The sequence below is a fragment of the Nocardia sp. FBN12 genome (genome assembly GCF_050320175.1).
Lineage (GTDB): Bacteria > Actinomycetota > Actinomycetes > Mycobacteriales > Mycobacteriaceae > Nocardia.
This window is the reverse complement of the sequence record NZ_CP190048.1, coordinates 240,548-264,520: the sequence shown is the minus strand read 5'-3', so window position 1 is coordinate 264,520 and position 23,973 is coordinate 240,548. Positions and strand designations below refer to the sequence as shown.

Sequence of the window (23,973 nt, the reverse complement as noted above, 5' to 3'; positions counted from 1 at the left end):
CCGGGCCGCTACGCCGCTTCGCGGCGGACCCTCCTCGAGGTCGGGTCGTGGTGGGTGGGAGTGCGGTCATGGCGGAACTGGGGTTTGACGGTGTAGCTGGGAAAGCGGTGCGGGTGGGCGGACTCGGTGGTGCCGGGTGGGCGGTCAGTGTAGGGAGAGGTCGCGAACAGCATCGCGTAGTTCGCGGCCCTCCGCTGATTCGTACCAGCGAAGATGTCCGAGAAGCCAGTCGTGGTAGGCGACTTCGGCGTTGCGTGGGTCGTGGGCGATCGTGAGGAAGTAGTCGATCTCCGAGAGCTCGTAGCCGATGTGGACCAGCGGGAGCAGGCTCGGAAGCAGGTTCTGTTCGGCCGCCGACAGTGTTCGCTCGGATCGGTATCCCTGGATCAGCGCGGTGATCTGGTCCGCGCGCACATGGGCGGGACCGCCGTCACGCAGGGAAACCCAGTCGACGGCGGTGCGTTCGATGGCGGTGGCCAGGTCGAAGACGGCGGTGGTCCGGTCTGCCAGTCCGAAATCGATCACCGAGGTCACCTCGTGGTCGGTCCAGAGCAGGTTGGTCGCGTGCCAGTCTCCATGTGTCCACAGTGGCGCGACACCGGAGAAGTCGACCCGGAACTCGGGAACCTCAGCACGCCAGTCCCTTTCGCCCAGGAATCCGGCGACCGACGGCCGCCGTGCGATGTGCCGTTCGAACGCGCTCACCACGTCACCGTGCATACTCGCCAGCAATGGCCTGGGCGGTCGAGCAGGCGCATCGAAACCTGCTGCGGCCGAATGTAATCGACCGAGCATCACCCCGGCGCGCACCGCATCGTCGCTGTCGCGATAAGGCGACCAGGAGAAGTCCGCGCGATACCTGTCCTCCCCCACCCCAACCCTGTGCACTTCGTAGACGAACTCACCCACCGTCGCACGCACTTCGGGCACCGGAATGCCCCGATCCCGCAGATGCGCCATGAAGCGATGCTCCTCACCCAACGCCACCTCATCACGCAAGCGCACTGGCATCCGCTTCACCACAAGCCGCTCCCCGTCGTCCAACCGCACCCCCACCGTCGACGACAACGGCCGCGCACCACGCCATTCGATCGCCGCGGGCGAGCCACCCCACGTCGCGGCGACCGCCCGCGCGATCTCGTCCTCGGTGAGCGCGGGCCACGTCGGCTCGGCCAGTGGGTCATCGCCCATCCCGAACACCTGCTCGTCAGCCATCAGTCCAGTATCGATGGTGTCGCGTCGAACTACCGGAGCGCGCTGCCACCCGTCGACGCGGGCACGGCACACCTGGAGCCGATCCCCTAAGCTCCCCTCGTGAGCTTGCCCTCCCCCACTGCAGACAATCGTGCCGTCGTCACCGGCGCGTCCTCCGGCATCGGCACCGCGTTGGCCGCCGAACTGGCCGGGCGCGGCTATTCGCTGATCCTGGTCGCGCGCCGCGGTGAGATCCTCACCGAGCTCGCCCAGCGGCTGACCCTGGTCCACGGCATCACCGCCGAGGTCCGCGCGGTCGACCTGGCCGATCGCACCCAGCGGGCCAGCCTCGTCGACGAGCTCGCGGTCCGCGATATCGCCGTCCTCTGCAACAACGCGGGCATCGCGACCTTCGGCCCGGTCGCCGAACTCGACTTCGCCTACGAGCGCATGCAGATGGAACTCAACGCCACCGCCGTGCACGACCTGACCCTGGCGGTGCTGCCCGGCATGATCGAGCGCAAGGCGGGTGGGATCCTGATCAGCGGTTCGGCGGCGGGCAACATGCCGATCCCGAACAACGCCACCTACGCGGCGTCGAAGGCGTTCGCGAACACCTTCTCGGAGTCGTTGCGCGGCGAGCTCAAGGGCACCGGCGTGCACGTCACCCTGCTGGCCCCCGGTCCCGTTCGCACCGAAACCCCCGCCCCCGAGGACCAGTCGATCGTCGACAAGATGGTTCCCGACTTCCTCTGGGTGTCGTCGGAGTACACCGCCAAGGTCTCCATCGACGCGCTGGCTCGCAACAAGATGCGCATCGTCCCCGGCCTGATCAGCAAGGGCATGAGCGTCGCGGGCAACTACGGACCGCGCGCGCTGACCGCCCCTGTCGCGGGCGCGTTCTACAAGAAGCTCGGCAGCTGAGCACGGCCTGACGGGTCGGCATGTCAGCAAACCGTCAGGAAGGACTCACCGGTGGTCAAGGACCCGTAAACACCGAGTTCAGCGGCGCGCGCACGGCGTAGTTCTGACAGTAGGCCCCGCCGTTCCGAACGCGGGGGCGTCCTCAGGAGACCACCGTGACGTTGCTCGACATCTTCCCGTCGTTGCGTGCTACCACCGTGCCGCGGCTCGATTCCGCGGTTTGGCCTGCCGATACCCACTACGACCACGACGGCCGGATCACCCTCGGCTCGGTGGCGCTCGCCGATATCGCCGATCAGTTCGGCACTCCTGTCCAGGTGGTCGACGAAGCCGAGGTACGAGAGCGCTGCCGCGCCTACCGCAAGCACTTCCCCGAGGCCGAGATCGTCTACGCGGGTACCGCGCTGATGGTCGGCGCGGTGGCCCGCTGGGTCGCCGACGAGGGTCTGTCGGTGCAGGTGGGTTCGAGCGGTGAGCTGTCGGTCGCGCTCGCGGCGGGCATCGATCCGCGCCGAATCGTGTTGCACGGCAACGGCAAGACCCTCGACGAACTGAAGACCGCCGTGCGCTGCGGGGTCGGCCGCATCGTGGTCGGCTCGCTCACCGAGATCACTCTGCTCACTGCCTTGGCGACCCAACCGCAGCAGGTGCTGCTCCGCGTCGCCACCGGTATCGACGTTCCCGGCGCCGACCAGTTCGGCTTCCCGCTCGGCAGCCGGTCGTTCGAGACCGCCGTGGCCCGGATCGCGGGCCGGTGCAACCTGCAGCTCGTCGGCCTGCACTGCCACCTCGGCCCGCACATCCACAACCCCGACCACTACGGCGAGGCGATCCGCCGGATGATCGGCGAGATGTCCTGGGTCGACCACGAATACGGTCTGCTGCTCTCCCATCTCGACATCGGCGGCGGGCACGCGGTAGCGCTGCGCAGTGGCGACGCGGAACTGAACCTGCGCGAGCTCGCCGACATCCTCGACGACGCACTGGACGCCGGCTGCGCGCGCCATCGCTTTCCCCGCCCCGTGCTGGCGATGGAACCCGGGCGCGCGATCGTAGCCAGGGCGGGCGTCACCCTGTATCGAGTGCTCGCCGTCAACGAGACCGCCGACGGTGGCACCCGGGTGATCGTCGACGGCGGCGGCTGTGGCGGCCAGGGACGCGGACACGGCGGCGCGCTGGTGGTCAACCGGCACCCGACCGGCTCGCAGATGACCGCGTCCATCGCGGGCAGGCACAGCGAATCCGGCGCGCTCATCGCCACCGACGTGCGCTTACCCGCCGATCTGCACCCCGGTGAGGTACTCGCCCTCCCGTGCACCGGCGCCTACCACCACGGGCTCGCGTCGACCTACAGCACGGTGGGCAGGCCGCCGATCGTCGCTGTCGCCGACGGCAGCACCCGGCAGTTGATGCGCCGCGAGACAACCGCCGATCTGCTGATGCGCGAAATTCTGGAATAGGCCGGAATACTGCCGTCATCGGTCTGGTGGCGGCACCCATCGCGCGCCTAATATCAGACAGGTCGGGGATAATCACACAACTCGACCGACGGTGCGTTGGTCCGGTGACGAGCGCACCGGAAGAGGTAGCGATGAATACCAACAGAACACGCGAGGTCGGCCTGCGCCGACTGCTCATGAGCATGGCGGTGGCCGGTATGGCGGTCACATTTCCGATGACAGTGGCGGCGCCCGCGACCGCATTGCCCGCAGCGGCCCCCGACCAGGTACAGACCAATCGCCCACGATGCGACGACTGGAACCACCGGAACTACGACTACTGCGACCGCGACCGCGGGCACCGATGTGACAACGACTGGTACGGCCGCAACCACTGGAACGATCGCGACTGGGATCGCTGCGACCGCGGCCGTGGCGGGCACAACTGGTTCCCGTGGGGCTGGTTCGGCAGCAGCTGAGCCAACCGTCTCGTCCGTCAGCGCCGCCGGGTGCCGAAGATACTGCGACTGATCTCGCGACCGGCGGCGCTGGCCGCTGATCGCAGAAAGCTCTTCACGGCGGGGTTCTTCATGATCCGTTCGGCCGCCGTGTCCTCGTCCTGCTGTGCCTGCGATCGGCCCGGTGCCTGCGCGGCCTCGGGCGCGGGTGCGGCGGCGGCCACGCTGGCCAGCAGCATCTCGTAGGCGGATTCCCGGTCGACGCTCTGCCCGTATCTGCCCTGCAACGCGCTCGCCAGCGCCTTGGACTTGATCGCGTCATCGCCGATGGTGTCCATCAGCGAGCGCGGCGGCGCGATCTTGGTCCAGGCGACGGGCGTCGGCGCACCGGTCTCGGAGAGCACAGTGACGATCGCCTCACCGGTGCCGAGCGAGGTCAGCGCCTCTTCGAGGTCGTACACCGACGACTTCGGGTAGGTGCGCACCGTCTTGGACAGCGCCTTCTGATCGTCGGGGGTGAAGGCGCGCAAGGCGTGCTGGACGCGGGCGCCGAGCTGGGAGAGCACCGGGTTGGGGATGTCGGTGGGCAACTGGGTGCAGAAGAACACACCGACGCCCTTGGACCGGATCAGCTTCACCGTCTGCTCGACCTGCTGCAGAAACGCCTTGGACGCCTCGGCGAACAGCAGATGCGCCTCGTCGAAGATGAACACGAGCTTCGGCTTGTCTACGTCACCCACCTCGGGCAACGTCTGGAACAGGTCGGCCAGCACCCACATCAGGAACGTCGAGAACAGCGCGGGTCGCGCCGCCTGCTGGCCGAGCTCGAACAGCGTGATCACGCCGAGCCTGCCCGCGGTGCGCAGCAGATCGGCCGGGTCGAGCTCGGGTTCGCCGAAGAAGGTGTCGCCGCCTTCGGCTTCCAGGTTCACCAGTGACCGCAGGATCACCCCCGCTGTCTGCGAGGACACGCCACCGATGCCCTTGAGGTCTTCCTTGCCTTCGGGGCTGGTCAGGTGGGTGATGACCGCGCGCAAGTCCTTCAGATCCAGCAGGGCGAGGCCACGCTGATCAGCCCAGTGGAAGATCAGGCCGAGCGTCGATTCCTGGGTGTCGTTGAGGCCGAGCACCTTGCTGAGCAGGATCGGACCGAACGAGGTGATCGTCGCCCGGATCGGCACCCCGATGCCGCCGGTGCCGAGCGAGACGAACTCGGTGGGGAAGGTGCTCGGTGCCCAGTCGGTCGCGCCGGTTTCCGCCGCGCGCGCCCGGATCTTCTCGTTGTCGGCGCCCGGCTCGCTCAGACCTGACAGGTCGCCCTTGACGTCGGCCATCACCACGGGAACGCCTGCGCGGGAAAGCTGTTCGGCGATACCCTGCAGGGTCTTGGTCTTGCCGGTGCCGGTGGCGCCGGCGACGAGGCCGTGCCGGTTCATCATCCGCAGCGGAATACGCACGCGCGCACCAGGATCGGCCACCCCGTCGACCATCACCGTGCCCAGTTCCAAGGCAGGCCCCGCGAAGGCGTAGCCCTCGGCGATCTCCCCGGCCACGCCGGATGCCGGTGACTTCGAATCGGATTCCGTACTCGCGGAGGCGGATTCGTTGCCAGGTGCCGCATGTTCGTCGTCGGTGGCCGCTGCCGCGGCCTCTTGCTCGGCGGCCTCCGCGGCCGCCATCGCCTCGGCCGCGACCCGGGCCGCGTCCTCGGCCGCCTTACGTGCCGCTGCCGCCTTCTCCTGTGGGGTGGTCATTCGCGCGTCCTCCGTCTGCTCACTGGCACGTACGCAAGAAATGCTCGGAACGTCTGCGGACAATTCCAGGCAAACTGTATCCGTGCCGGTCACCTGGGCGGCGAACATCCGCCGATGTCGTCGGCAAACCTGGCCCGCCTCGCCCGCACGACACACCTGCCGACGAGGTTCACGCCTACCCCGTTAGGGTGGCTCGGTGTCCGACAAACTTTTGGTCTGGATGGATTGCGAAATGACGGGGCTCCGTCTCGACAGCGACAAGCTGATCGAGATCGCCGCGCTCGTAACCGACAGCGACCTCAACATTCTCGGTGACGGTGTCGACATCGTCATCCACGCCGACGACGCCGCCCTGGCCTGCATGCCACCGGTCGTCGCCACCATGCACGCTAAATCCGGTCTGACCGACGAGGTTCGGCGTTCGACCGTCACCCTCGAGCAGGCCCAGCAGCAGGTACTCGACTATATCCGCGAGTACGCGCCTACCGCGCGCACGGTGCCGCTGTGCGGTAATTCCATCGGCACCGATCGCGGTTTCATCGCCCGCGACATGCCCGAACTCGACGCGCACCTGCACTACCGGATGGTCGACGTGAGCTCGATCAAGGAACTGTGCAGGCGCTGGTACCCGCGCATCTACTTCGGCCAGCCGGAGAAGGGCCTTGCGCACCGCGCGCTGGCCGACATCAAGGAATCCATCCGCGAACTCGAGTACTACCGCCGCACCGCCTTCGTGCCGCTGCCCGGGCCATCGACCACCGAGATCGCGGCCGCCGCGCAGGCGGCCACCGAGGCCGTGGATGTCACCGGTTCGAGCCCTCTACCAGCGGATTAGGGCCTGGCACCAAACTCACGCTAGTATCGACGGCGCCGGTGATTCACCGGTGATGGTGACCGTAGTTCAGTTGGTAGAGCACCAGGTTGTGATCCTGGATGTCGCGGGTTCGAGTCCCGTCGGTCACCCCGAAGAGAAGGCCCGGTCCCCAGGACCGGGCCTTCTTTGTTCGCCGCGTGCATGTCACACTCGCCGGTCCGGCATCGTCTACTGATCATGAGCATCAACGAACTGCGCGCCGATCTCCGCGGAAACGTTCTCCTGCCGGGCGATACCGCATTCGACCTCGCGGCCCGCCCGTGGAACACCGCGATCGCCCAGACGGTCGCCGCCGTCGTCGAGGTCGCCGACGCCGACGACCTCGCGAACCTCGTGCGCTACGCGAACCGCGCGGGCCGCACGGTGGTCACCCAGCCGACCGGCCACGGCGCGACCGGCGACATCGACGACACGATCCTCGTGCGCACCGGCCACCTCGACACCATCGACATCGACCCGGTCGCGCGGGTGGCCCGCATCGGCTCCGGCACCCAGTGGGGCGCCGTCCAGACCGCGGCCGCCGCACACGGCCTGAGCGGGCTCGCGGGCAGCAATCCCGTGGTCGGTGTGACCGGGTACACCCTGGGCGGCGGCTTCGGCTGGCTGGCCCGCAAGCACGGGTGGGCGGCCGACGCGGTCCGCGCGTTCGAGATCGTCGACGCCGACGGCAACCGCGCACGAGTGAGCGCCGACGCCGATCCGGAGCTGTTCTGGGCACTGCGCGGCGGCGGTGGCGACTTCGCGATCGTCACCGCGCTCGAGATCGACCTGTTCGAACTACCGCGGCTCTACGGCGGGCGGGTGAGCTGGTCGGCCGAGCGCACCCACGACGTGTTCGACGTCTTCACCGCACTCACCACCGACGCACCGCCGGAACTGTCGGTGTGGTTGCAGCGCTACCAGATTCCCGGCGCCGCACCGACCGTCGCGATCGACTTCGCCTACCTCGGTGACGAGGCGCGGGGCCGCGAGCTGACCAGCCGCCTCGACACCATCACCGGCGCGCTCGCCGACACCCGCGCCACCATGACCCCCGACCGGATCGGCACCATCACCGCCGAACCCACCGACCCGAGCCCGTCGCTCTCGCGCGGCGAACTGCTCACCGACCTGGGCGACGCGGTCGTCAAGACGCTCATCGACGCACCGGTCGCACCCCTGCTCAACATCCAGATCCGTGCCCTCGGTGGGGCCCTCGCCGACACCACTCGCGAACACGGCGCCCGCGGCCCGGTCGCCGAGCCCTACGCCCTCTACTTGCTCGGGCTCGGACTCCCCCACCTGATCGACGACGTCCAGACCGCCTTCACCAGCATCGTCGACGACCTCGGCGCCCACGTCACCGGCAAGAAGCCGTACACCTTCCTCGCGCCAGGTGAATCGGCCGAGGCCGCCTTCGACACAGCCACCTTGGAACGCCTCCGCGCGATCAAGCAGGCCCGCGATCCGCGAAACATCTTGAGCGCCAATTTCCCGGTTCAGCCCTGATCACGAGCTCGCGCCGCCACGGGTCGGCGGCGCGGGTCCGCGGTCGTATTACTCGCGGCGAACACCATCGGCCTTTCGCGCACACGCCGTCATCGCGCCGATCCTTCGCCGCACTACAGGCAGGCGTGGTCACATCAGGGTGTGCCCCGCACCGGCAGGCTGTCACCAACTGCGCGACCGGCCCGGTGCCTTCGGACGGCCGACCGGTTCGCACAGGCCGGACTACAGAAGCGTTGTCGGCCGTTGCGCGAAATGTCGGCGTACACCTGGGAACACCCCTGCGCCTCGCAGGCGCCCAAGCGGTCCATGCCGAGCCCGGTCAGGTGCAATGCCGTCCCCACGGTGATCATCGCCGCGATCTGGCGGTCCGTCGGCACCTCGGGGGGCCGGAAATGCAGATGCCAGCCGTCGCCCACGTGGTCGGTCAGGCGGGGCGGGGACGCGTACTCGGCCAGCAACACATTGAGCAGCGCCGCCCGCTCGGCCCGGTCCGCGCACTCCACCACGGCACGCCAGCGCCCCAGAAAAGCCGTCACCGACGTGAGATCGGCGGCTGACACGGGCGCACTCAGCACCAAACCCGCGTCGGCACAGCGCCGCGCCAACTCCCCGGCACTCGAACACGGATCATTGAGCAGATCGACGCCGAGCAGCACCGGCTCACGCCCGTAATGGTTGTAATGCACAATGCCATTACATCAGACTCGAAGCATGGAAAACCACCCCGCGCACACCTGGCAACTCGAGTCACGCCACCGGACCAGCGAGGGCCTCGTCGCCTATCAGCGCTGCCACTGCGGCGCACGCCGAGTGGTCGTCGACCACCTGAGCGTCGCGTCCGAGATCCACCGCGACGAACCGGACTTGGCCGAAGCCGGATAACCCGCTCCACCATGACGAACGTCACGTTTGACCGCTACACTTTGGACCGCTGCCCAGATGTGGGGCAGATCTCGCCACAGCGTCAGCGCTCGACCGGAAAGACCCCTTGATGAAGCGTTCCACCGTCGTCGCCATCCTCGCGGCCGCCACCGTGCTCGGCCCTGTCGCGGGGACCGCGGCCGCCTCGCCCGGCCTACCCCTCACCGATTTCACGGCGGAGACCCCCACCGGCGACTTCGGCCTGCCGAGCGATCAGCCCGAATCCGGTTCGGCGCAGAGCGGCTCCACCACCGGCGTCGAAACCACCGGCTCCTCCGGCACCGGCTCGGCCGGCCTGCCCAACCTCGACCGCCTGCTGTTCGGCGGACGCATCCTGTGCGGCGCGTTCGGCAGCGCCCTCGCCGTCGCGGGCGAGGCGATGATGGACTGCAGCGAGCTTCCCACGCCGCACTGACCACAGACACAGCGAAGGGGCACCGGAAACATCCGGTGCCCCTTCGCTTTTCGTGCGCCTACGGAGCGTCGGCGTTGCCCGCCTTCCATTCCGGCCACGCGATGTTCCAGTCACCGAGCCCGTCGACACCGGACAGGGTGCCGCCGACCGTGTTCTTGATGATGGTGATGTCGCCACGCTTGGCGTTCTCGTACACCCAGCGCGCGTTCGCCGGACTCAGATTCAGGCAGCCGTGACTCGCGTTGGAGTAACCCTGCTGCCCGACCGACCACGGCGCCGAGTGGAAGAAGATGCCGCTGTAGGAGATTCGCGTCGCGTAGTCGACCGGCGTGCGATACCCGTCGGCCGAGTTCACCGCCACACCGTAGGTCGAGGAATCCATCACGATCTTCTCGTGCCGGTCGCTGACGATGTAGATGCCGTTGTCGGTGGGCGTGCTGTCCTTACCCATCGAGGTGGGCATGGTCATGATCACCTGACCGTTCTTCTCCACCGTCACCTGGTGGGTGTTGTCGTCGGCGGTGAAGATCACCGCGTCGCCGATGGTGAAGAACGAATGGATGTTGTCCTGGCCGTACAGACCCTTGCCCAGGTCCTTGCCGTAGACGTTCACATCGACGGTCACCTTGGTGCCCGGTGCCCAGTAATGCTCTGGGCGCCACCGCACTTCGCGATTGTTCACCCAGTAGAAGGCCCCCTCGACGGCGGGCTCGGTGGTGATCTTGATGGCCTCCTGCGCGGCCCGGCGATCGGGGATGTTCTCGTCGAACTGGATCGCCACCGGCTGACCGATGCCGACCACGTCACCCTCACCGGGCAGCAGGTACGGCTTGGTCTGGCTCTTCGGCGAGCTGGTGGTGAAGCTCAGCGTCGAGGAGTTGGCGCCACCGAGCCCGATGGCCGAAGCCGTGAGCTTGTAGGTCTTGCCGTAGCCGAGCACCTCGGCGGTCGCCCAGGAGCGGCCGTCCGCGGCCAGCTGGCCCGCCACCACACCGCCCTGCTGATTGGTCAGCGTGACGTCGGTGAACTTGCCGTCCTCGACCTGGAAGGCCATCGGCATCCCGGGCGAGACACCCACCTGCCCGTCCTTGATGGTCGAGACCAGTTTCGGCTTGATCAGCTCGGCGAGAGGGTTGCGATCGATCGCCACCTCCACGCCGGCACCCTCCGCGGCCGAACACGCCGATGCCCCCAGGGCGAATACCGCCAGCAGCACCACCGGAACGATCGTCCGCAGCGACCGAGGTCGCCCCCGCTTCTTACCCATGTCAACCCCGTTTCCGTACCGACGCGATAACAGTGCGCCGCAGATCCCACATACCGAATCGCTACTGCCATCCGTGTAGGCGGGGGGCGTTACGAACTCGACGTCTCGCCCATTCTGCCAGCTAGTCCGGCCGGTTCCAACGGGAAAGCCCCCGCGACACGACCAAGTCACAATCGTTAGATACGTACGAGGGCCGTCGGCGTTAACAACGCCCGATACACGGCATTGGCGCTGGTCAGCGCCCGATTTCACTTTCCGGCCCACGGCCTGCTAATGTTTGTTCCGCACCGGAGACGGGGCAAAGAACAAAACATGCGCCATTAGCTCAATTGGCAGAGCAGCTGACTCTTAATCAGCGGGTTCGGGGTTCAAGTCCCTGATGGCGCACTCAGAAGCACCAGGTCTACCTGGTGTTATAGCGATGTGGAACGCTCAACCTCTGGTTGAGCTACCCACAAAACTACCCACCCCCTCTGCGGAGGGACGGCCGGAGCGCCTGATTTCCGCCTCCAGAGCCCTGACCAGCGACTTCTCTGAGGAGAATTTTGCTGTGATTTGGGTCACTCAAACCCCTCTCTCCAACCTGCATAGGAACGTTCAGGGGTTAGACATCCTGTGAACCCGGTCACAGAATCCCACCTGAGATCGAGACTCGAATCAGAGCGGCAAACCGGTTGCCGCACAGTCGGACTCCGACCCGCCGCCGTCTGCCCAAGCGGTGACACCCCGGGAAACAGGCGAATAAACCTGACGTACGATCCTGCATATCGAGGATCTCGCCTCGCCTGACCCGAAGGGTTTCGCCGTGCTGCATCACCCACCAGAACCGGCCGCGGCGCAGTTCGTGGCCATGGGGCTGGAGACGGTCACCATCCGTGGCGGGGCGGTCGAGGACAACGCGTACATAACGATCGAGATCGACACCGGCGAGGGCGTGCCGGTGGTCGCAGAGTTCCGGGCCGCCACGTTTCGCGCACTGCTCGATCGCGGCCACGATGTTGTTGATGCCGCCGAGTTGGAGGCCGCCGACCATGACCACTACGGCGAGGACGAACTCCCCGCAGCCTGAGTGGCCGTAGACGCAGCGAAGGCCCACCCGATTCGTTCGGGTGGGCCTTCGCGCCGTTGGGGGGTCAGTCCTTGCCAGCGCCGACGCGACCTCGAATGCGCTTGAGTGCGAGTTCGTTGATCAACGCTTCGACCTGGAGCAAGTCCTCTTCGGTCAGCGTGGCGACTGCTCGCGGAGGAGTCCAGTGGGGCTGGACTGCGACGCGTTCCTTGAGATCGACCCATTCGGCGAGCGTGTCGATGTCGATGCCGAGGGCCTTGGCCAGCTTGCCCTGGGTTCGGCGCTCGGGGATCGCCTCGCGCCGGATGATTCGCTGAACCGTGGTCGGCCCCAGGCCGGCCGCAGCGGCGAGCGCCTGGATGCTGGGGTTGTTGCTGCGCGGCTCGACGTACCCGCGGGCAATCATCGGCGTCGCCCACGGCTCGCCGACCGGCTTACCTCGGGCCATGACCGCCTCCTCTTTTCTATGTCAAGGTTCGCGGCCATAGTACGTCGATAACCCGCGTAAATCACTTTCTATAGCAGATTTACGGGGTCTTTTCCTGGTCAGCTATCGGCTCGCAGCTCGACATAAACCGCGTTAATGCGTTACGGTGTCTACGTACGAGACCCAATGGTCTTCTCCCCTACCAGCATAAACAGCCGACATAGAGCCTCATCTACGCCCGGATAAACCTCGTAAAACCGTCCGCGCGTGGGGGCTTGGCGACCCCAAGCGAATCGACAGTGATCTCCACAACACACCTAAACCCCGGGCCCGCCGTCGCTATCGGCGAGTTCCCCAGCGGCTCCCCCCAGTGGCACGCCGCACGCGCGAGCGGTCTCGGCGGCAGCGAGATCTCCGCGGTCCTCGGGCTGAGCCCGTGGGAGTCGCGCTTCACATTGTGGTGGCGCAAACAGGACAAGCTCCCGCCGGTCCGCGAGAACCTCTACATGCTCATGGGCAGCTTGTTCGAGCCCGTGATCTTCGACCACTACCGCGACAACCTGCTTCCGCCCGGTCACACGATGACCTCCGGAATCACCTACCGCCACGCCGAGCACCCGTGGATGATCGCCAACCCCGACGGGCTGATCTGGGACGCCAACGGCAACTTGGTCGACGGCCTGGAGATCAAGTGCGCCGCTCGCGACGACAAGTGGGGCACCGAGGGCACCGACGAGATCCCGATCTACTACCGCACCCAGGTCACGTGGTACTGCGCGGTCATGGGCCTGCCCGGTATGTGGGTGCGGGTGGTCTTCGGTGTCGGCGACTGGCGCACCTACCGCGTCGAGCCAACCGCCGAGGAGATCGAACTGCTCATCGCCACCGGCGCGCAGTTCATGCAAGACCTGGCCAACGACGTCGAGCCGGATATCGACGACCACTCCGCGACCTACGCCGTGCTGCGCGAGCTGCATCCCGAGATCGACGGCACCACGCTCCAGATCAGCGCCGACCTGGCCGATCGCTGGTGGGCCGCCCTCGGGGAAGCCGAAACCGCCGAATCCCAGCTGATGGGCGTGCGTAGCGAACTGGCCAAGGTCATGGGCGAGGCGTGGCGCGCGATGTGCGGCGAGCAGAAAGTCGCCTACCGGCAGCGCCCGCCCAAGGGAAACGGCACTCCCTTCGTCAAATCTGCTGCCCGACCGAAGTTTTCAACCATCACTGATGCCGTGAAAGGACCCTGACGTGGAGTTGCTCAACACCCTCCCCCCGCGCGTGGCGCGTGCCTCCGGCCGACCCGCCTCCTACCTGGAGGAAGCGGCCGAGCTGGAGGCGAACAAGGGCCAGTGGGGTCGGGTGATGACCTGCGCGACACCCAAGCGCGCACTAGCGCAAGCCAGTGCGATCAGGAAGGGCAACCTCGTTGCTTTTCAACCCGCCGGAACCTACGAGGCCGACACCCGCGACACCGCGGTCTGGGCCCGCTATATCCCCGAAACCGAACGGAACGCACTGTGACCGAATCCATCATCGACGCCGCTTCTGCCGCCAAATCCACTCCGGCGAGCTTGATCACACGGCACCGCGCCGACTTCGCCAGCGTTCTGCCGCCGACGATGACCGTGGACCGCTGGGTGCGCCTGGCGATCTCGGCGGTCAACGCCGATGACAAGTTGGCCGAGATCTTCCGCCGTGACCGCGGAGCGTCGCTGATGCGGGCGCTGATGCGGTGCGCCACCTTGGGTCACGAACCCGGTGGCGGTCTCTTCCACCTCGTGCCCAAGGGCTCCAGCATCGAGGGCTGGGAGGACTACAAGGGCATCATTCAGCGGATTCAGCGCAGTGCCCTGTACTCCAAGGTCATCGTCGAGGCCGTCTACGAGCACGACGAATACGAGTTCGACCAGAACGTCGACGAGCGGCCCCGCCACAGCAAGGCCAAGGGCGACCGCGGCAAGCCGGTGTCCGCCTACGCCTACGCGGTTCAGTTCCAGGGCGGTGCCATCTCGAAGGTGGCCGAGGCCACCAAGGAGATGATCGCCGCGTCCAAGGCCAAGTCCCGCGGCTCGGACAACGCTGCCTCACCGTGGAATTCGCCGGCCGCGCCGATGCACCGCAAGGTCGCAGTCCGTGAACTGGAAAAGTTCGTGTCGACCTCAGCACTAAACCTTCGGGTCACCGGAGGCATGCTCGTCGACCTGACCAGCCCGGCCGCCGTTGACGACAGCTACGACGACTTCGCCGACGTCGCATGAGCGAGAAGATCTCCTACAACGTGCAACAGGCCGCCGACGCCATCGGGGTCCACCCCCGCACCATCTACGACGCGATGCGTGATTGCCAGTTGGCCTATCTGGAGATCGGCCGCCGCAAGCTGATCTTTCCCGAAGCGCTCAAGGAATGGCTGATCACGTACGGCCAGCCCAAGCGCTAGTCCCTTTCCTCTCCAGCCCTGCGCGGGCGCCTGTCCGCGCAGGGTCTATTTCCCATGCCCTAACGAAGGAGCCCTCGTGGCAGCCGTGGCTTTGGTCCCCGCCGACACCGTCCATGAGCACCTGCTCTACCTCCTGCAAAGCTCATCCCGCAAACGGATCGCCCGCGAGGCGGGTGTGTCGCGGCAGTCGATCATCCAGATTCTGGCGGGCCAGCGGACTATCACCGTGACGACCCATGAACGGCTGATGGCGGTGGAGGCGGTGCGTGCACCGATCCCGGACGGCCACGTCGATGCGCTCGGTTCGGTCCGGCGCGTTCAAGCGCTGATCGCCAGCGGGCACACGGTGCCGTGGCTGGCGGCGCGGGCCTGCCTGTCGATGCGGTCGGTGCTCGAGCTGGCAAACGGGTCGGTGTCGTCTGTGCCGGCCGAGGTGGCCGACCGGCTGGACGCGGTGTTTCGGGTCTGGCAGCTGTATCCCGGTCGCAGCCCTCGGTCGCGAGAGTTGGGCCGGTTGCAACGCTGGGCATTGCCGTTCGAGTGGGACGAGGACAGCATCGACGACCCGGCGCACAAGCCGTGCCGGTGGAGCAAGCCGCGCCGCCGCGAGATCAAGATGTCGCAGGCCAAGCCGGGTGCCACGCCGATGGTGTGGAAGGTGCTGGCGGCGTGAAGGTTTCGATTCCCGACGACTTTCCGCATGGTCCGGCCTATCTGCCGCTTTCTCCCGCCCAGCTGGTGATGCTGGTCAAGGGATGGATGTATCTGTCGCGGCACAACGTTGCGGCCCTGCCTGTTCAGATCTGGGAAAGTCTCGGCAGCGAGAACGACCGGCAGATGCTGCTTGAGCGTTCGGTGGTGCATCGGGTGCCGGGCGACGAGCAGCTGCAGCTGCCCGGTGCAGGCCGGGTCGCTCGTTCGCGTGCCGTCGCGGTCACCTCGGACCCTCGGTTCGATTCGTGGTGGCAGGTGTGGCCGCGCAAGCAGGCTCGTCGTGACGCCGAGCGGGCTTTCACCACTGCGTTGGCCAAGGTCGGTTTCGCCGAGCTGATGCGCGCCACGGTCGCGTTCTCCGAGGACCCCAATCGCGAGGACCGATTCACCCCTTACGGAGCGACGTGGCTCAACGGTGAACGGTGGCACGACGCGCCTTTGCCGGATCGAAACCCGAACCGGCGCACCGCAGAACGTGGCTTCGCTGATGCGCTCGATATCGGCCGCCAGCTCATGGCCGAGATGAGTCCCGAGGCAGCGCCGATGCCCGCGATTGCCTACCAGGTCGAGACGCTGTGACCACCCACATCGAGGCCGCTACGGCCGCTTATGCGATGGCAGCAGCGATCGACGCTCAGATGCCAGAGCCCACGAAGCTGCGGATACAGGCCTGGGCGACGTTGTTCGACGGCCAGGGCATCGGACCCGAGGACGCGGTGGCCGCGGTGAAGAACTACTACCGCAAGCCGGGCCGGTTTCCGATCAAGCCGGGCGATGTGATCGCAGGAGTGGCGGCCCTGCCGGTAACCAGTTCGCCGGCGCGGATCGAAGCGTTCCTCGATCGCTGGTCCCAGCACCCGTACTCCCAAGCCATCCAGCAAATGACCGGGCTGGATTGGTCCCCGCCGTGGCCGCCGCCGACGACGGTGTCCGCCGAGGACCCGGATGCGCTGACGGCGTTCCACCGCAAGGAATTCCGGCGCTGGATCGACCGCAACCGTGCCCGCCTCGTCGCCAAGGCCCTCGCCAACGGAGAGCAACTAGAACTGCAATGATCGCTTATCAACGCGTCGTCGACGCCTTCCGTGCTGCTGGGCTGATCGTGCTCGAGCGCAGCAGCGGTGTCGCGCAGGCCCAGGCCCCGGGACATTCTGCGGCGGACCGAAGTGTGTCGATTCGCGCGATCGAGGGCCAGGTCCTCATCCACTGTCACAGCGATGACACCGACACGGTGCTGGAATCGGTCGGGCTGGGATTGGTCGACCTGTTCGATCAGCCGCGCGGCGCGGAGTACCGATACGACGACGGCCGAATTGTGCGCCGGTCCCCGAGCAAGGAGTTCAAGCAGGCGGGGAACACGAAGGGCTCGTCACTGTTTCGGGCATCTCGGGTCGCTGAGGCTGACCCGGACCGGGTGATCTGGTTCGTCGAAGGGGAGAAAGATGTCTTGGCCCTCGAGGCGCTCGGTGAGATCGCGACCTGTACTGCGATGGGTGCGGGGAAAGCCCACCTGGCTGATCTGAGCCCGCTCTACGGACGGCGCGTGGTGATCGTGCGCGATATGGACGATGTCGGCCTGGCGCACGCCAACCAGGTCGCCGGCCTGCTGGCCGGGCGTGCCGAGCCCTGCATCGTCTCGCCCGCCGAGGGCAAGGACGCTGCTGATCACATCGCGGCAGGGCGACGGCTCGACGAGTTCGTGTGGACCCAGGCGCCGTTGCCCGAAGGGGTTCGGCGGTTGTCGGACGCGGTCGAAGACTGGTGGCTCTGGCTGCACGCCCCCGCGGAGAAAGTGCGGATCTTCCCCAGCCCGTGGCCGCATCTCGATGACGTCATCGGTGGTGGGCTGCACCCGGGTCGGACGTATGTGATCGCTGGTCGTCCCGGTGGCGGTAAGACCGTCGGGCTGCTCAACATCGGCCAGCACTTGGCCGAGGCGGGCTCACCGGTGCTGATGTGCAGTCTGGAAATGCCTGAGCTGGAGATGGTCTCGCGGATCATGGCCTCCGGTGCCGAAGCCGACTACGGGCGCATTACCCGGCGCGAGGTGGTGGAACGCGACCGCTACAAGCTTGAGCTGTACCGCAGTTCCCGAGTCGCCGAGACGGAGCTATGGCTGATGGACAACCCGTCGATGACGGTGGAACACATCAGCGAGACAGCCCGGCAGATGTCGGCGCGCGGCGGCCTGGACGCGATCTGCGTGGACTATCTGGGCCTGGTGAGCGCCTCACGCGGCAAGCGTGATCGGCGAGAAAGCCTGGGCCACATCATGAAAGAGCTGGTCAAGCTGTCCAAAGAGCTGTCCGTGGCCGTGGTGCTGGCGTGCCAGCTCAACCGCGGTCCTGACCAGTCCAGTCGCCCGCCGGTGCTGAGCGATCTACGCGAAACCGGCGATATCGAGCAGGACTGCGACGTAGCGATCCTGCTGCACCACCCCACCATGGAGGGCTTGCCGACCGGGGAGATCGAACTGATCGTCGCCAAGAACCGGACCGGAACCCGCGACACCATCGTCACCCTGCCGTGGCGACCTCATTTCGCCAAGATCGGAGCTTGACCGTGCCTGACCAGAAGCGTCACTGGAGTGACCTGTCGCCACAGGAGGCGGCCGAGGTCGTGCTACCTCAGCCGGGGATCCTCGACTGCCTCGACGACATGGGCGACCCGTGCCCCTGGCCGTGGTGGCCCACCCACCGTCAAGACATCCCGGGCGGGATGGCGCACTGCCCCCACTGCGGGTCGATGGTCGTGCGGGGCCTGCCACACCCGGACTTCACCTTCATGTACCGGCCCGAGGACGCACCCCCCATGCCTGATGCGTCAACCGAATCCGACCCTCTGGCCGACATCGAATGGATCAACGGAGGTGGCCATGCCCGGCCTGCCTGAGATCGACATCATCGGCAACGAACACGCGCTCATCGTCACCGACCCGAACACCGTCGCCGTGTACAGCTTCGACCGGATCGTCTTCCAGACCGACCCCACCGACGACACGCGTGGGCATCTGGTCTTCACCGTTACCCGCGCCAGCCATCACGACCGAAAGGCCTTCACCGAATGATCGACGTCCTCATCATGGGCGGCACCTGGAACCCCAACGGCGACCCGGTGACCGAGACCTTCGCCAACGCGCTCGACCGTCGCCGGTTCCGGTACCAGTACGTGCCCTACCCCGCCGCGTACGGCACGCCGATGTCGTACCGCAGCAGTGTCGGCTTCGGCAAAAGCGCCCTCGTGCAGGCGATCCGGGACTCGCCGAATCCGGTGATCGTTGCCGGGTACTCCCAGGGCGCTGCGGTGGCGGCCGAGGTCGCCGCTGAGATCGAGCTGTATCCGGACCTGGACGTGCGGGCCGCGGCGCTGATCGCTTGTCCGTCGCGGCCCCGCGGACTGTGTGTGGGCACCGACCCGGGCGGCTATGGCGTGGTCGGCGAGCTGGCGATCACCACGATGCCGGCGCTACACGCAGCCGCGTTCCGCGATCCGATCTGTGCCCTGCCGGAGGGGTCGATGCTGCGGTACTTGGCCGACATGAGTGCCTACATGTCGATCTCCTCGCCGCAGGAGTTCGCGCAGTGGGGTGCCTCGATCGTCGACCTGGCTGTGCGGCGGCGATTCCAGCGTTGGTGGGAGCCTCAGAATTGGCGCGACACCGCCGATGTGATCGCCCAGGCCAACGCGTATCTCACCGAAGGCCGACATACCACGGCCTATATCAACGAGGGCTTGTGCATTGAATTGGCGGATGCCGTCAACAGCCTGTAGCCGACGTCCGAAAATGCCGGTCCAGCAATTTTGCGGACCGGCTTTTTCGGCATGTCAACACCGAGCAATAAAGACTGTCACCGTTTCGGGAAGCAGATAAACCTCATCCAATTCGCTGGCTGTTTTCCCAGCTAGATAGCCTAATCCAACCGATTACACCCCCCGTTCCCGGGCACCTCCACGCTGTTAGCCTCGAAATCAGCAGAAAGAGAGGAGCCCCGCCGAATGGCAGGCGAAACAGTAATTACGGTCATCGGAAATCTAACCGCTGACCCAGAACTTCGATTCACTCCAGCCGGTCAGGCGGTGGCCAATTTCACCGTTGCTTCCACTCCCCGAGTTTATGACAAGAACTCGAGCGAATGGAAAGACGGTGATGCACTGTTCCTGCGCTGCAACATTTGGCGCGAGGCTGCCGAGAATGTCGCTGAGAGTCTCCAGCGAGGCGCGCGTGTGATCGTCTCTGGTCGGCTCAAGCAGCGCTCCTACGAAACCCGCGAGGGTGAGAAGCGCACCGTGGTCGAACTCGAGGTCGACGAGGTCGGGCCCTCACTCAAGCACGCCACGGCGAAAGTGACCAAGGCGGCCAAGGGCGGCGGTGGTTCCCGCAGCGGATCCGGTGACCCATGGGGTTCGGATGCCAGCGCGAGCGACGACGCCCCGCCCTTCTAGACCGCCCTTCCCCTGATCCGTCAGCCGTCAACATCACCGCCACCGGGAACCCCTACGCCCCGACCCGCGGAATTGAAAGCGCGCCCACGACCCGGTCTGCAACCTTCCCGGGAGGCGCAGCTGCGGCTGACGGATCACCCACACCACCGAGATGGAGTGAATCACTCGTGCCCAGCGACAGCCGGGACTGGATGGTCCGGGCGAAGTGCCGCACGTCGAGCACAGCCGCGGAGTTCGCGCTCTACGTTTCCGACAATCGCGGCGGCCGACAGGCCGAAAACCTCGCACGAGCTTGCGGCGGGTGCACCACCACACGCGAATGTGCCGCCTACGCGCTGCTCGACCGCGACAACATCGGCGGCATGGTCTGGGCTGGTATCCCGGTCCCTCAGACGCCGAGCACACGATTCCACCGCAGCGCCATCGCGCACCTGGAACGCATCGCCGACGGGTTGAGCCTGTGAAGACTCCAGCGCGGCTGCGCGAGGCTGCCGAAGCGATGATGTCCCCGGCCTACGTCATCACCATCCCTGGCGAGCCGGTCGCCAAGCGCCGCCCCCGCCTGGGCAACGGCCGCCGATACACCCACCCCGCCGACGTCGAGGCCGAAGCATCGACCGCCGCGATCCTGCGCGCGACACTGTGCGAGCCGCTGACCGGCAACTTGGCCGTCGGGTGCGAGTTCTACCGCTCCACCCGCCGCCGCGTCGACGTCGACAACTTGCTCAAGCACGTTTTCGACGCCGGCAACAAGGTCGCGTGGGTCGATGACTCGCAATGCACGGCAGCGTTCGGCGTGATCGAACTCGACCGAGCCAACCCCCGAACCGTCATCTTCATCAGCTCGCACTCGAGCAGTCTGGTCCGCGAATGAACGTCCACTACCAACGCACCACCGTGCGGTTCCTCGGCGTGCCCGTGATCACCATGACCCGCGAATCGTTCGGCACCGACGCCAACGCGCCGACCACACCTGCTGCCGCGATGGTGCCCTCACCCCAGCTGAGCGAACACGGCGTGGCTTATCAGTGCCCATCGTGCGGCGAGCTGTTGCTGCAAGGGCTGCGCGAACGCCTGGTTTCCACCGACGAACAGACGCTGATGGCCCACCACATCTGCAAGGAGAGCACCCCGTGAGCCGCGCCGCCGAGCTGGCCGAGGTCGACGCCGCCATCCAGCGCTGGATGGACGCCCTTCACCCCGGCGTGCTGGCCACCGAATGGGTCCTGATCTCGGCCGGAGTGTCAAGCGAGCGTCCGGGCACCGGATACGAAGTCGCCGCGTCCTCAGCCCTGCCCTACCACAACGCCACCGGGCTGGCCGCGCTGCTGACCACGGAAATCGAAGCCATCTACGACGAGGAAGACCCCCTGTGACCGACTATTCCGTCGTCGAACTCGACGCACTGATCACCGCTGCCGACCGCGCACTGTCGCACACCCCGTTCAACACCGACTCCGGCGAATTCCGCTCCGATGCCGCGGCACTGCTGCCGCACATCTACCTCGCGATCGAACACCTACGTTCGACGGTCCGGCGCTACAGCGGAGAACACCTGCACGAGCGTGTGCTGGAGTTGCTGCGGCTAGGCCACACCCAAGCCGAACTGGCCAAGGCCGCGCACGTGGGGGTGTCGACGATCTCGCGGATCGTCAACCGCCGCGACACCCAAGGGTTCGCCGCCGACGTTGCCGGGCGGATCATGGACCTACCGGTGGAACCACCAGCCGCACCGGTGATCGACATCGAGCTGATCGGGAAGCTCATCGCCGGGCAACGGGTGAAGGTGCCCCACGGGCAGCGCCAGGCCTACGCCGCGGCGATGACCCATCCATCGTGGGGCCTCAATGTCAGTTCGCTGGCGCGGATCCTGCGGATCTCGCATTCCCAGGCCACCCGCGCTTTCCAGCGGGGCGCGGCATGAGCGTCACCATCCGGCCCGCGTCCGGGCTCACTCGTGAGTTCTTCGGCTGCCTCATCGCCTACGACGACCCCGCCCGGCGCAAACGCCGCCGCGGCCTGCTGTTCGAGGTCGAGCACCTCCAAAGCTATGTGCGGCTGCGGATCAAAGGCCCCCACGGCAACGAGATCGTCGCGCTGCCTGCCGACACCGACATCACCATCGAGTACTAGGAGGTCACGTGTACGACCTGTTGATGACCTTCATCGGCGCGCTGATCGGCGCGATCATCTGCCTGTGGAGCATCGTCACCGACGACACCACGTGTGAACGGTCGGCGCTGCTGGCGTGGCGTGTGGTCTGCGCCTACACCGTCGCCTCGATCTTGATCGGCGCTGCCTACGCCACCGAGTTCATCCGGTGAGCGCGCAGGAGGTGCGGATCACCAGCGCGACTGGCGGCCAGAAGGGCCGCAAGATCCACCGCTACGGGCTGATTCCTGCTGTGCCGCTGCATGATCTGGCCGAGCTGTGCGGCAAGGGCGCCGAAAAGTACTCGGCGGACAATTGGCGTCGCGGGTTCGACTGGTCGCTGAGCTTCGATGCGATGATGCGCCACGCATGGGCGTTCTGGCGGGGCGAGGACTACGATCCCGAAACCGGTGTCCCGCACGTGATCTCCGCGGCGTGGCACTGTCTGGTCCTGGCCGAGTTCATGCGTATGCACCGCGGATTCGATGACCGCCCGATCGGTCCCGCCGAGGCCGTGTGATGCAGCACCCGACCTGGACCGATCGCCCGTGGATCAGGCTGCCGCTGGGTGGATTCGACACCGAAACCACCGGGCTGGACCCGACACGGGAACGGATCGTGACCGCATGTGTGATGGTCGTCGACGACAGCACGGTGTCGGTGCGGACCTGGCTGCTCAACCCGGGCATCGAGATCCCCGAGGAAGCCGCCCGGGTGCACGGCATCACCACCGATCGCGCCGCCGCCGAGGGAATGGACTATGGGCAAGGCCTCGGCGAAATCCGTGACGCGCTCAACGCCGCGTGGCGCGAGGGGCGGGCGATGGCGGCATACAACGCCGCCTACGACGTCACGATCATCTCCTCGGAGCTGGCGCGTTTGGGGATGGAGCCACTGGCCGGCGGGCTGTTGGTCGATCCGCTGGTGATCGACCGCGCCTGCGATCCCGACCGGGTCGGGCGGCGACGTCTTACCGATGCGGTCCGCCACTACGGACTCACCATGGGCACCGCTCACACTGCCGACGCCGACACCTTGGCCGCGATCCGGTTGGCGTGGGTACTGGGTCGCAAGTTCCCAGAGGTCGGACGGCTCAACGGTGCCACGCTGGGACAGATGCAGATCGGGTGGTATCGCGACCAAGCCGAGGCGTTGCGGCAGCGGTTCGCGAACCTGGCCGCCGACAAACGACGTCGCGCCGAACAGATATTGGTCTCGGCCGCCGAGCTGGAGAGCAAGGCCGCTGGAGTGAAGTCGGCGTGGCCGTTGCAACGGGCGTGAGAACGTCGTGACAGGCCTATGACCGGCCGATACGCTCGAGATCGAGCCGGAATTGACAGGCTCTGGCTCCCAGACGTGGGAGCAAACCTCGCCCTATCGGGCGGGCACAACTGAATAGTGAACAACTGAATAGCGGCCGGTGGCGATCTGAAGCTCCGGCAGAGGCACACATTGTGGGCCGGACCCGAGGGGGCGAGCCGATCTGGCTCGCCCCCTCGATGTATCTAGAGGCCGAGACCGAGGTAGCCGATCTCGGCGCGCGCGCCCAGTGCGCCGTGGCGCAGGTTCATCAGCCTGCTGGCCTCGAAACCGTCCCCGGCGGCCATGGCTGTCTCAGCCTCGTTCGCTAGCTCCTCGGCCTGCTCGGCCAAGTTCTGGCGCGCCTGCTGCGCAGCCTCCCAGTCCAGCAGGTCCTTCTTTCGCTGCTGCCACTTGCTTCGAGGCACTCGGTAGTTCACGATCGCTCCTCACTGTGATCCCGACGTCGCGACACATGCGGACATGGCAGGCCAATGCACACCGGCGAGTTCGGCATCGCTGTTCGCGTCCGTCCCACCGCCCTCCGTGCACCACGGTCTGGTAAGGCGTGTTACCACCTGGTACCAACATCGTGATGACCGATAGGTGCCCCATAGTCGATACACGTTCCGTATGGACATGCGACACGGCGCTCACGTGTCCCCCTTCGATCTCATCAGAATTACAGTTCGATCAAGC

The 23,973-nt window shown here is 66.5% G+C and carries 35 protein-coding genes and 2 tRNA genes; 31 read left to right on the top strand and 6 right to left on the bottom strand.

Annotation, left to right across the window (positions count from 1 at the left end; genetic code table 11):
* Nucleotides 1-144: 144 nt before the first annotated feature.
* Nucleotides 145-1,215, bottom strand: a complete 1,071-nt coding sequence (locus ACQHI0_RS01530) for a phosphotransferase enzyme family protein (RefSeq protein WP_427906154.1) — start codon at nt 1,213-1,215, stop codon at nt 145-147.
* Between the two features lie 99 nt (nt 1,216-1,314).
* Here ACQHI0_RS01530 and cmrA point away from each other — a divergent pair, with 99 nt between their 5' ends.
* From cmrA to ACQHI0_RS01515, 3 genes are all read left to right on the top strand, one after another.
* Nucleotides 1,315-2,118 (top strand): mycolate reductase, encoded by an 804-nt coding sequence (cmrA, locus tag ACQHI0_RS01525; RefSeq protein ID WP_427906153.1) that lies wholly within the window; start codon nt 1,315-1,317, stop codon nt 2,116-2,118.
* 155 nt (nt 2,119-2,273) lie between these two features.
* The gene (locus ACQHI0_RS01520; protein ID WP_427906152.1) at nt 2,274-3,578 is read left to right on the top strand and encodes a diaminopimelate decarboxylase family protein; all 1,305 of its coding nucleotides are present in this window, start codon (nt 2,274-2,276) and stop codon (nt 3,576-3,578) included.
* A 131-nt stretch (nt 3,579-3,709) separates the two neighbouring features.
* Nucleotides 3,710-4,036 carry a hypothetical protein gene (locus ACQHI0_RS01515; RefSeq protein WP_427906151.1) on the top strand — a complete coding sequence of 109 codons (327 nt, stop codon included), beginning with the start codon at nt 3,710-3,712 and terminating at the stop codon, nt 4,034-4,036.
* A gap of 17 nt (nt 4,037-4,053) precedes the next feature.
* Here the strand turns inward: ACQHI0_RS01515 and ACQHI0_RS01510 are convergent, their stop codons facing one another.
* Complete coding sequence (locus tag ACQHI0_RS01510; RefSeq protein WP_427906150.1) at nt 4,054-5,769, bottom strand: helicase HerA-like domain-containing protein; 1,716 nt, start codon at nt 5,767-5,769, stop codon at nt 4,054-4,056.
* Nucleotides 5,770-5,965: 196 nt separating this feature from the next.
* Here ACQHI0_RS01510 and orn point away from each other — a divergent pair, with 196 nt between their 5' ends.
* From orn to ACQHI0_RS01495, 3 genes are all read left to right on the top strand, one after another.
* On the top strand, nt 5,966-6,604 hold the full coding sequence (gene orn / locus ACQHI0_RS01505) for an oligoribonuclease (RefSeq protein ID WP_427906149.1): 639 nt from the start codon (nt 5,966-5,968) through the stop codon (nt 6,602-6,604).
* A 55-nt stretch (nt 6,605-6,659) separates the two neighbouring features.
* Nucleotides 6,660-6,732: transfer RNA gene (locus ACQHI0_RS01500), tRNA-His, on the top strand.
* An 88-nt stretch (nt 6,733-6,820) separates the two neighbouring features.
* A complete protein-coding gene (locus ACQHI0_RS01495) occupies nt 6,821-8,131 on the top strand; it encodes an FAD-binding oxidoreductase (protein WP_427906148.1) in 1,311 nt (436 codons plus the stop codon).
* Nucleotides 8,132-8,265: 134 nt separating this feature from the next.
* On the opposite strand, the gene ACQHI0_RS01490 is transcribed toward ACQHI0_RS01495, so the two are convergent.
* Complete coding sequence (locus tag ACQHI0_RS01490; RefSeq protein ID WP_427906147.1) at nt 8,266-8,817, bottom strand: CGNR zinc finger domain-containing protein; 552 nt, start codon at nt 8,815-8,817, stop codon at nt 8,266-8,268.
* 25 nt (nt 8,818-8,842) lie between these two features.
* Here ACQHI0_RS01490 and ACQHI0_RS01485 point away from each other — a divergent pair, with 25 nt between their 5' ends.
* Entirely contained in the window at nt 8,843-9,013 is a 171-nt protein-coding gene (locus ACQHI0_RS01485; protein ID WP_427906146.1) for a hypothetical protein, read from the top strand.
* A gap of 109 nt (nt 9,014-9,122) precedes the next feature.
* Nucleotides 9,123-9,467: a hypothetical protein gene (locus tag ACQHI0_RS01480; RefSeq protein ID WP_427906145.1), complete on the top strand. Its 345-nt coding sequence runs from the start codon at nt 9,123-9,125 to the stop codon at nt 9,465-9,467.
* Between the two features lie 58 nt (nt 9,468-9,525).
* Here the strand turns inward: ACQHI0_RS01480 and ACQHI0_RS01475 are convergent, their stop codons facing one another.
* A complete protein-coding gene (locus tag ACQHI0_RS01475; protein ID WP_427906144.1) occupies nt 9,526-10,734 on the bottom strand; it encodes a L,D-transpeptidase in 1,209 nt (402 codons plus the stop codon).
* A gap of 314 nt (nt 10,735-11,048) precedes the next feature.
* Between ACQHI0_RS01475 and ACQHI0_RS01470 the strand changes: the two genes are divergently transcribed.
* Together ACQHI0_RS01470 and ACQHI0_RS01465 are read left to right on the top strand one after the other, a co-directional pair.
* Nucleotides 11,049-11,121 (top strand) — tRNA-Lys (locus ACQHI0_RS01470).
* A 418-nt stretch (nt 11,122-11,539) separates the two neighbouring features.
* Nucleotides 11,540-11,803 carry a hypothetical protein gene (locus ACQHI0_RS01465; protein ID WP_427906143.1) on the top strand — a complete coding sequence of 88 codons (264 nt, stop codon included), beginning with the start codon at nt 11,540-11,542 and terminating at the stop codon, nt 11,801-11,803.
* A 64-nt stretch (nt 11,804-11,867) separates the two neighbouring features.
* Here the strand turns inward: ACQHI0_RS01465 and ACQHI0_RS01460 are convergent, their stop codons facing one another.
* Nucleotides 11,868-12,251 carry a helix-turn-helix domain-containing protein gene (locus ACQHI0_RS01460; protein WP_427906142.1) on the bottom strand — a complete coding sequence of 128 codons (384 nt, stop codon included), beginning with the start codon at nt 12,249-12,251 and terminating at the stop codon, nt 11,868-11,870.
* 278 nt (nt 12,252-12,529) lie between these two features.
* Here ACQHI0_RS01460 and ACQHI0_RS01455 point away from each other — a divergent pair, with 278 nt between their 5' ends.
* From ACQHI0_RS01455 to ACQHI0_RS01355, 21 genes are all read left to right on the top strand, one after another.
* On the top strand, nt 12,530-13,477 hold the full coding sequence (locus ACQHI0_RS01455) for a YqaJ viral recombinase family protein (RefSeq protein ID WP_427906141.1): 948 nt from the start codon (nt 12,530-12,532) through the stop codon (nt 13,475-13,477).
* A gap of 1 nt (nt 13,478) precedes the next feature.
* A complete protein-coding gene (locus ACQHI0_RS01450; RefSeq protein WP_378766374.1) occupies nt 13,479-13,751 on the top strand; it encodes a hypothetical protein in 273 nt (90 codons plus the stop codon).
* On the top strand, nt 13,748-14,488 hold the full coding sequence (locus ACQHI0_RS01445) for a recombinase RecT (protein ID WP_427906140.1): 741 nt from the start codon (nt 13,748-13,750) through the stop codon (nt 14,486-14,488). The genes ACQHI0_RS01450 and ACQHI0_RS01445 overlap by 4 nt, the downstream gene beginning before the upstream one ends.
* A complete protein-coding gene (locus ACQHI0_RS01440) occupies nt 14,485-14,667 on the top strand; it encodes a helix-turn-helix domain-containing protein (protein WP_427906139.1) in 183 nt (60 codons plus the stop codon). The genes ACQHI0_RS01445 and ACQHI0_RS01440 overlap by 4 nt, the downstream gene beginning before the upstream one ends.
* Nucleotides 14,668-14,743: 76 nt before the next feature.
* Entirely contained in the window at nt 14,744-15,340 is a 597-nt protein-coding gene (locus ACQHI0_RS01435; RefSeq protein WP_427906138.1) for a hypothetical protein, read from the top strand.
* The gene (locus ACQHI0_RS01430) at nt 15,337-15,960 is read left to right on the top strand and encodes a hypothetical protein (protein ID WP_427906137.1); all 624 of its coding nucleotides are present in this window, start codon (nt 15,337-15,339) and stop codon (nt 15,958-15,960) included. The genes ACQHI0_RS01435 and ACQHI0_RS01430 overlap by 4 nt, the downstream gene beginning before the upstream one ends.
* Complete coding sequence (locus ACQHI0_RS01425) at nt 15,957-16,436, top strand: hypothetical protein (RefSeq protein ID WP_427906136.1); 480 nt, start codon at nt 15,957-15,959, stop codon at nt 16,434-16,436. Before ACQHI0_RS01430 ends, ACQHI0_RS01425 begins: the two co-directional genes overlap by 4 nt.
* Nucleotides 16,433-17,941, top strand: a complete 1,509-nt coding sequence (locus ACQHI0_RS01420; protein ID WP_427906135.1) for a DnaB-like helicase C-terminal domain-containing protein — start codon at nt 16,433-16,435, stop codon at nt 17,939-17,941. Before ACQHI0_RS01425 ends, ACQHI0_RS01420 begins: the two co-directional genes overlap by 4 nt.
* 2 nt (nt 17,942-17,943) lie before the next feature.
* A complete protein-coding gene (locus ACQHI0_RS01415) occupies nt 17,944-18,273 on the top strand; it encodes a hypothetical protein (RefSeq protein ID WP_427906134.1) in 330 nt (109 codons plus the stop codon).
* Complete coding sequence (locus ACQHI0_RS01410) at nt 18,257-18,448, top strand: hypothetical protein (protein WP_427906133.1); 192 nt, start codon at nt 18,257-18,259, stop codon at nt 18,446-18,448. Before ACQHI0_RS01415 ends, ACQHI0_RS01410 begins: the two co-directional genes overlap by 17 nt.
* Nucleotides 18,445-19,152 (top strand): alpha/beta fold hydrolase, encoded by a 708-nt coding sequence (locus tag ACQHI0_RS01405; protein WP_427906132.1) that lies wholly within the window; start codon nt 18,445-18,447, stop codon nt 19,150-19,152. The genes ACQHI0_RS01410 and ACQHI0_RS01405 overlap by 4 nt, the downstream gene beginning before the upstream one ends.
* A 225-nt stretch (nt 19,153-19,377) precedes the next feature.
* Nucleotides 19,378-19,824, top strand: a complete 447-nt coding sequence (locus ACQHI0_RS01400) for a single-stranded DNA-binding protein (RefSeq protein WP_427906131.1) — start codon at nt 19,378-19,380, stop codon at nt 19,822-19,824.
* 167 nt (nt 19,825-19,991) lie between these two features.
* Nucleotides 19,992-20,288, top strand: a complete 297-nt coding sequence (locus tag ACQHI0_RS01395) for a WhiB family transcriptional regulator (RefSeq protein WP_427906130.1) — start codon at nt 19,992-19,994, stop codon at nt 20,286-20,288.
* Nucleotides 20,285-20,698: a RusA family crossover junction endodeoxyribonuclease gene (locus tag ACQHI0_RS01390; protein ID WP_427906129.1), complete on the top strand. Its 414-nt coding sequence runs from the start codon at nt 20,285-20,287 to the stop codon at nt 20,696-20,698. Before ACQHI0_RS01395 ends, ACQHI0_RS01390 begins: the two co-directional genes overlap by 4 nt.
* A complete protein-coding gene (locus ACQHI0_RS01385) occupies nt 20,695-20,961 on the top strand; it encodes a hypothetical protein (RefSeq protein WP_427906128.1) in 267 nt (88 codons plus the stop codon). The genes ACQHI0_RS01390 and ACQHI0_RS01385 overlap by 4 nt, the downstream gene beginning before the upstream one ends.
* Nucleotides 20,958-21,200, top strand: a complete 243-nt coding sequence (locus tag ACQHI0_RS01380; protein WP_427906127.1) for a hypothetical protein — start codon at nt 20,958-20,960, stop codon at nt 21,198-21,200. Before ACQHI0_RS01385 ends, ACQHI0_RS01380 begins: the two co-directional genes overlap by 4 nt.
* A complete protein-coding gene (locus ACQHI0_RS01375) occupies nt 21,197-21,748 on the top strand; it encodes a helix-turn-helix domain-containing protein (RefSeq protein WP_427906126.1) in 552 nt (183 codons plus the stop codon). The genes ACQHI0_RS01380 and ACQHI0_RS01375 overlap by 4 nt, the downstream gene beginning before the upstream one ends.
* Nucleotides 21,745-21,957: a hypothetical protein gene (locus ACQHI0_RS01370; RefSeq protein ID WP_427906125.1), complete on the top strand. Its 213-nt coding sequence runs from the start codon at nt 21,745-21,747 to the stop codon at nt 21,955-21,957. Before ACQHI0_RS01375 ends, ACQHI0_RS01370 begins: the two co-directional genes overlap by 4 nt.
* A gap of 8 nt (nt 21,958-21,965) precedes the next feature.
* Entirely contained in the window at nt 21,966-22,148 is a 183-nt protein-coding gene (locus ACQHI0_RS01365; protein WP_427906124.1) for a hypothetical protein, read from the top strand.
* Nucleotides 22,145-22,495 carry a dATP/dGTP diphosphohydrolase domain-containing protein gene (locus ACQHI0_RS01360; RefSeq protein ID WP_427906123.1) on the top strand — a complete coding sequence of 117 codons (351 nt, stop codon included), beginning with the start codon at nt 22,145-22,147 and terminating at the stop codon, nt 22,493-22,495. The genes ACQHI0_RS01365 and ACQHI0_RS01360 overlap by 4 nt, the downstream gene beginning before the upstream one ends.
* Nucleotides 22,495-23,256 (top strand): exonuclease domain-containing protein, encoded by a 762-nt coding sequence (locus tag ACQHI0_RS01355; RefSeq protein ID WP_427906122.1) that lies wholly within the window; start codon nt 22,495-22,497, stop codon nt 23,254-23,256. The genes ACQHI0_RS01360 and ACQHI0_RS01355 overlap by 1 nt, the downstream gene beginning before the upstream one ends.
* 224 nt (nt 23,257-23,480) lie before the next feature.
* Here the strand turns inward: ACQHI0_RS01355 and ACQHI0_RS01350 are convergent, their stop codons facing one another.
* Nucleotides 23,481-23,714: a hypothetical protein gene (locus ACQHI0_RS01350; protein ID WP_427906121.1), complete on the bottom strand. Its 234-nt coding sequence runs from the start codon at nt 23,712-23,714 to the stop codon at nt 23,481-23,483.
* Nucleotides 23,715-23,973: the final 259 nt, after the last annotated feature.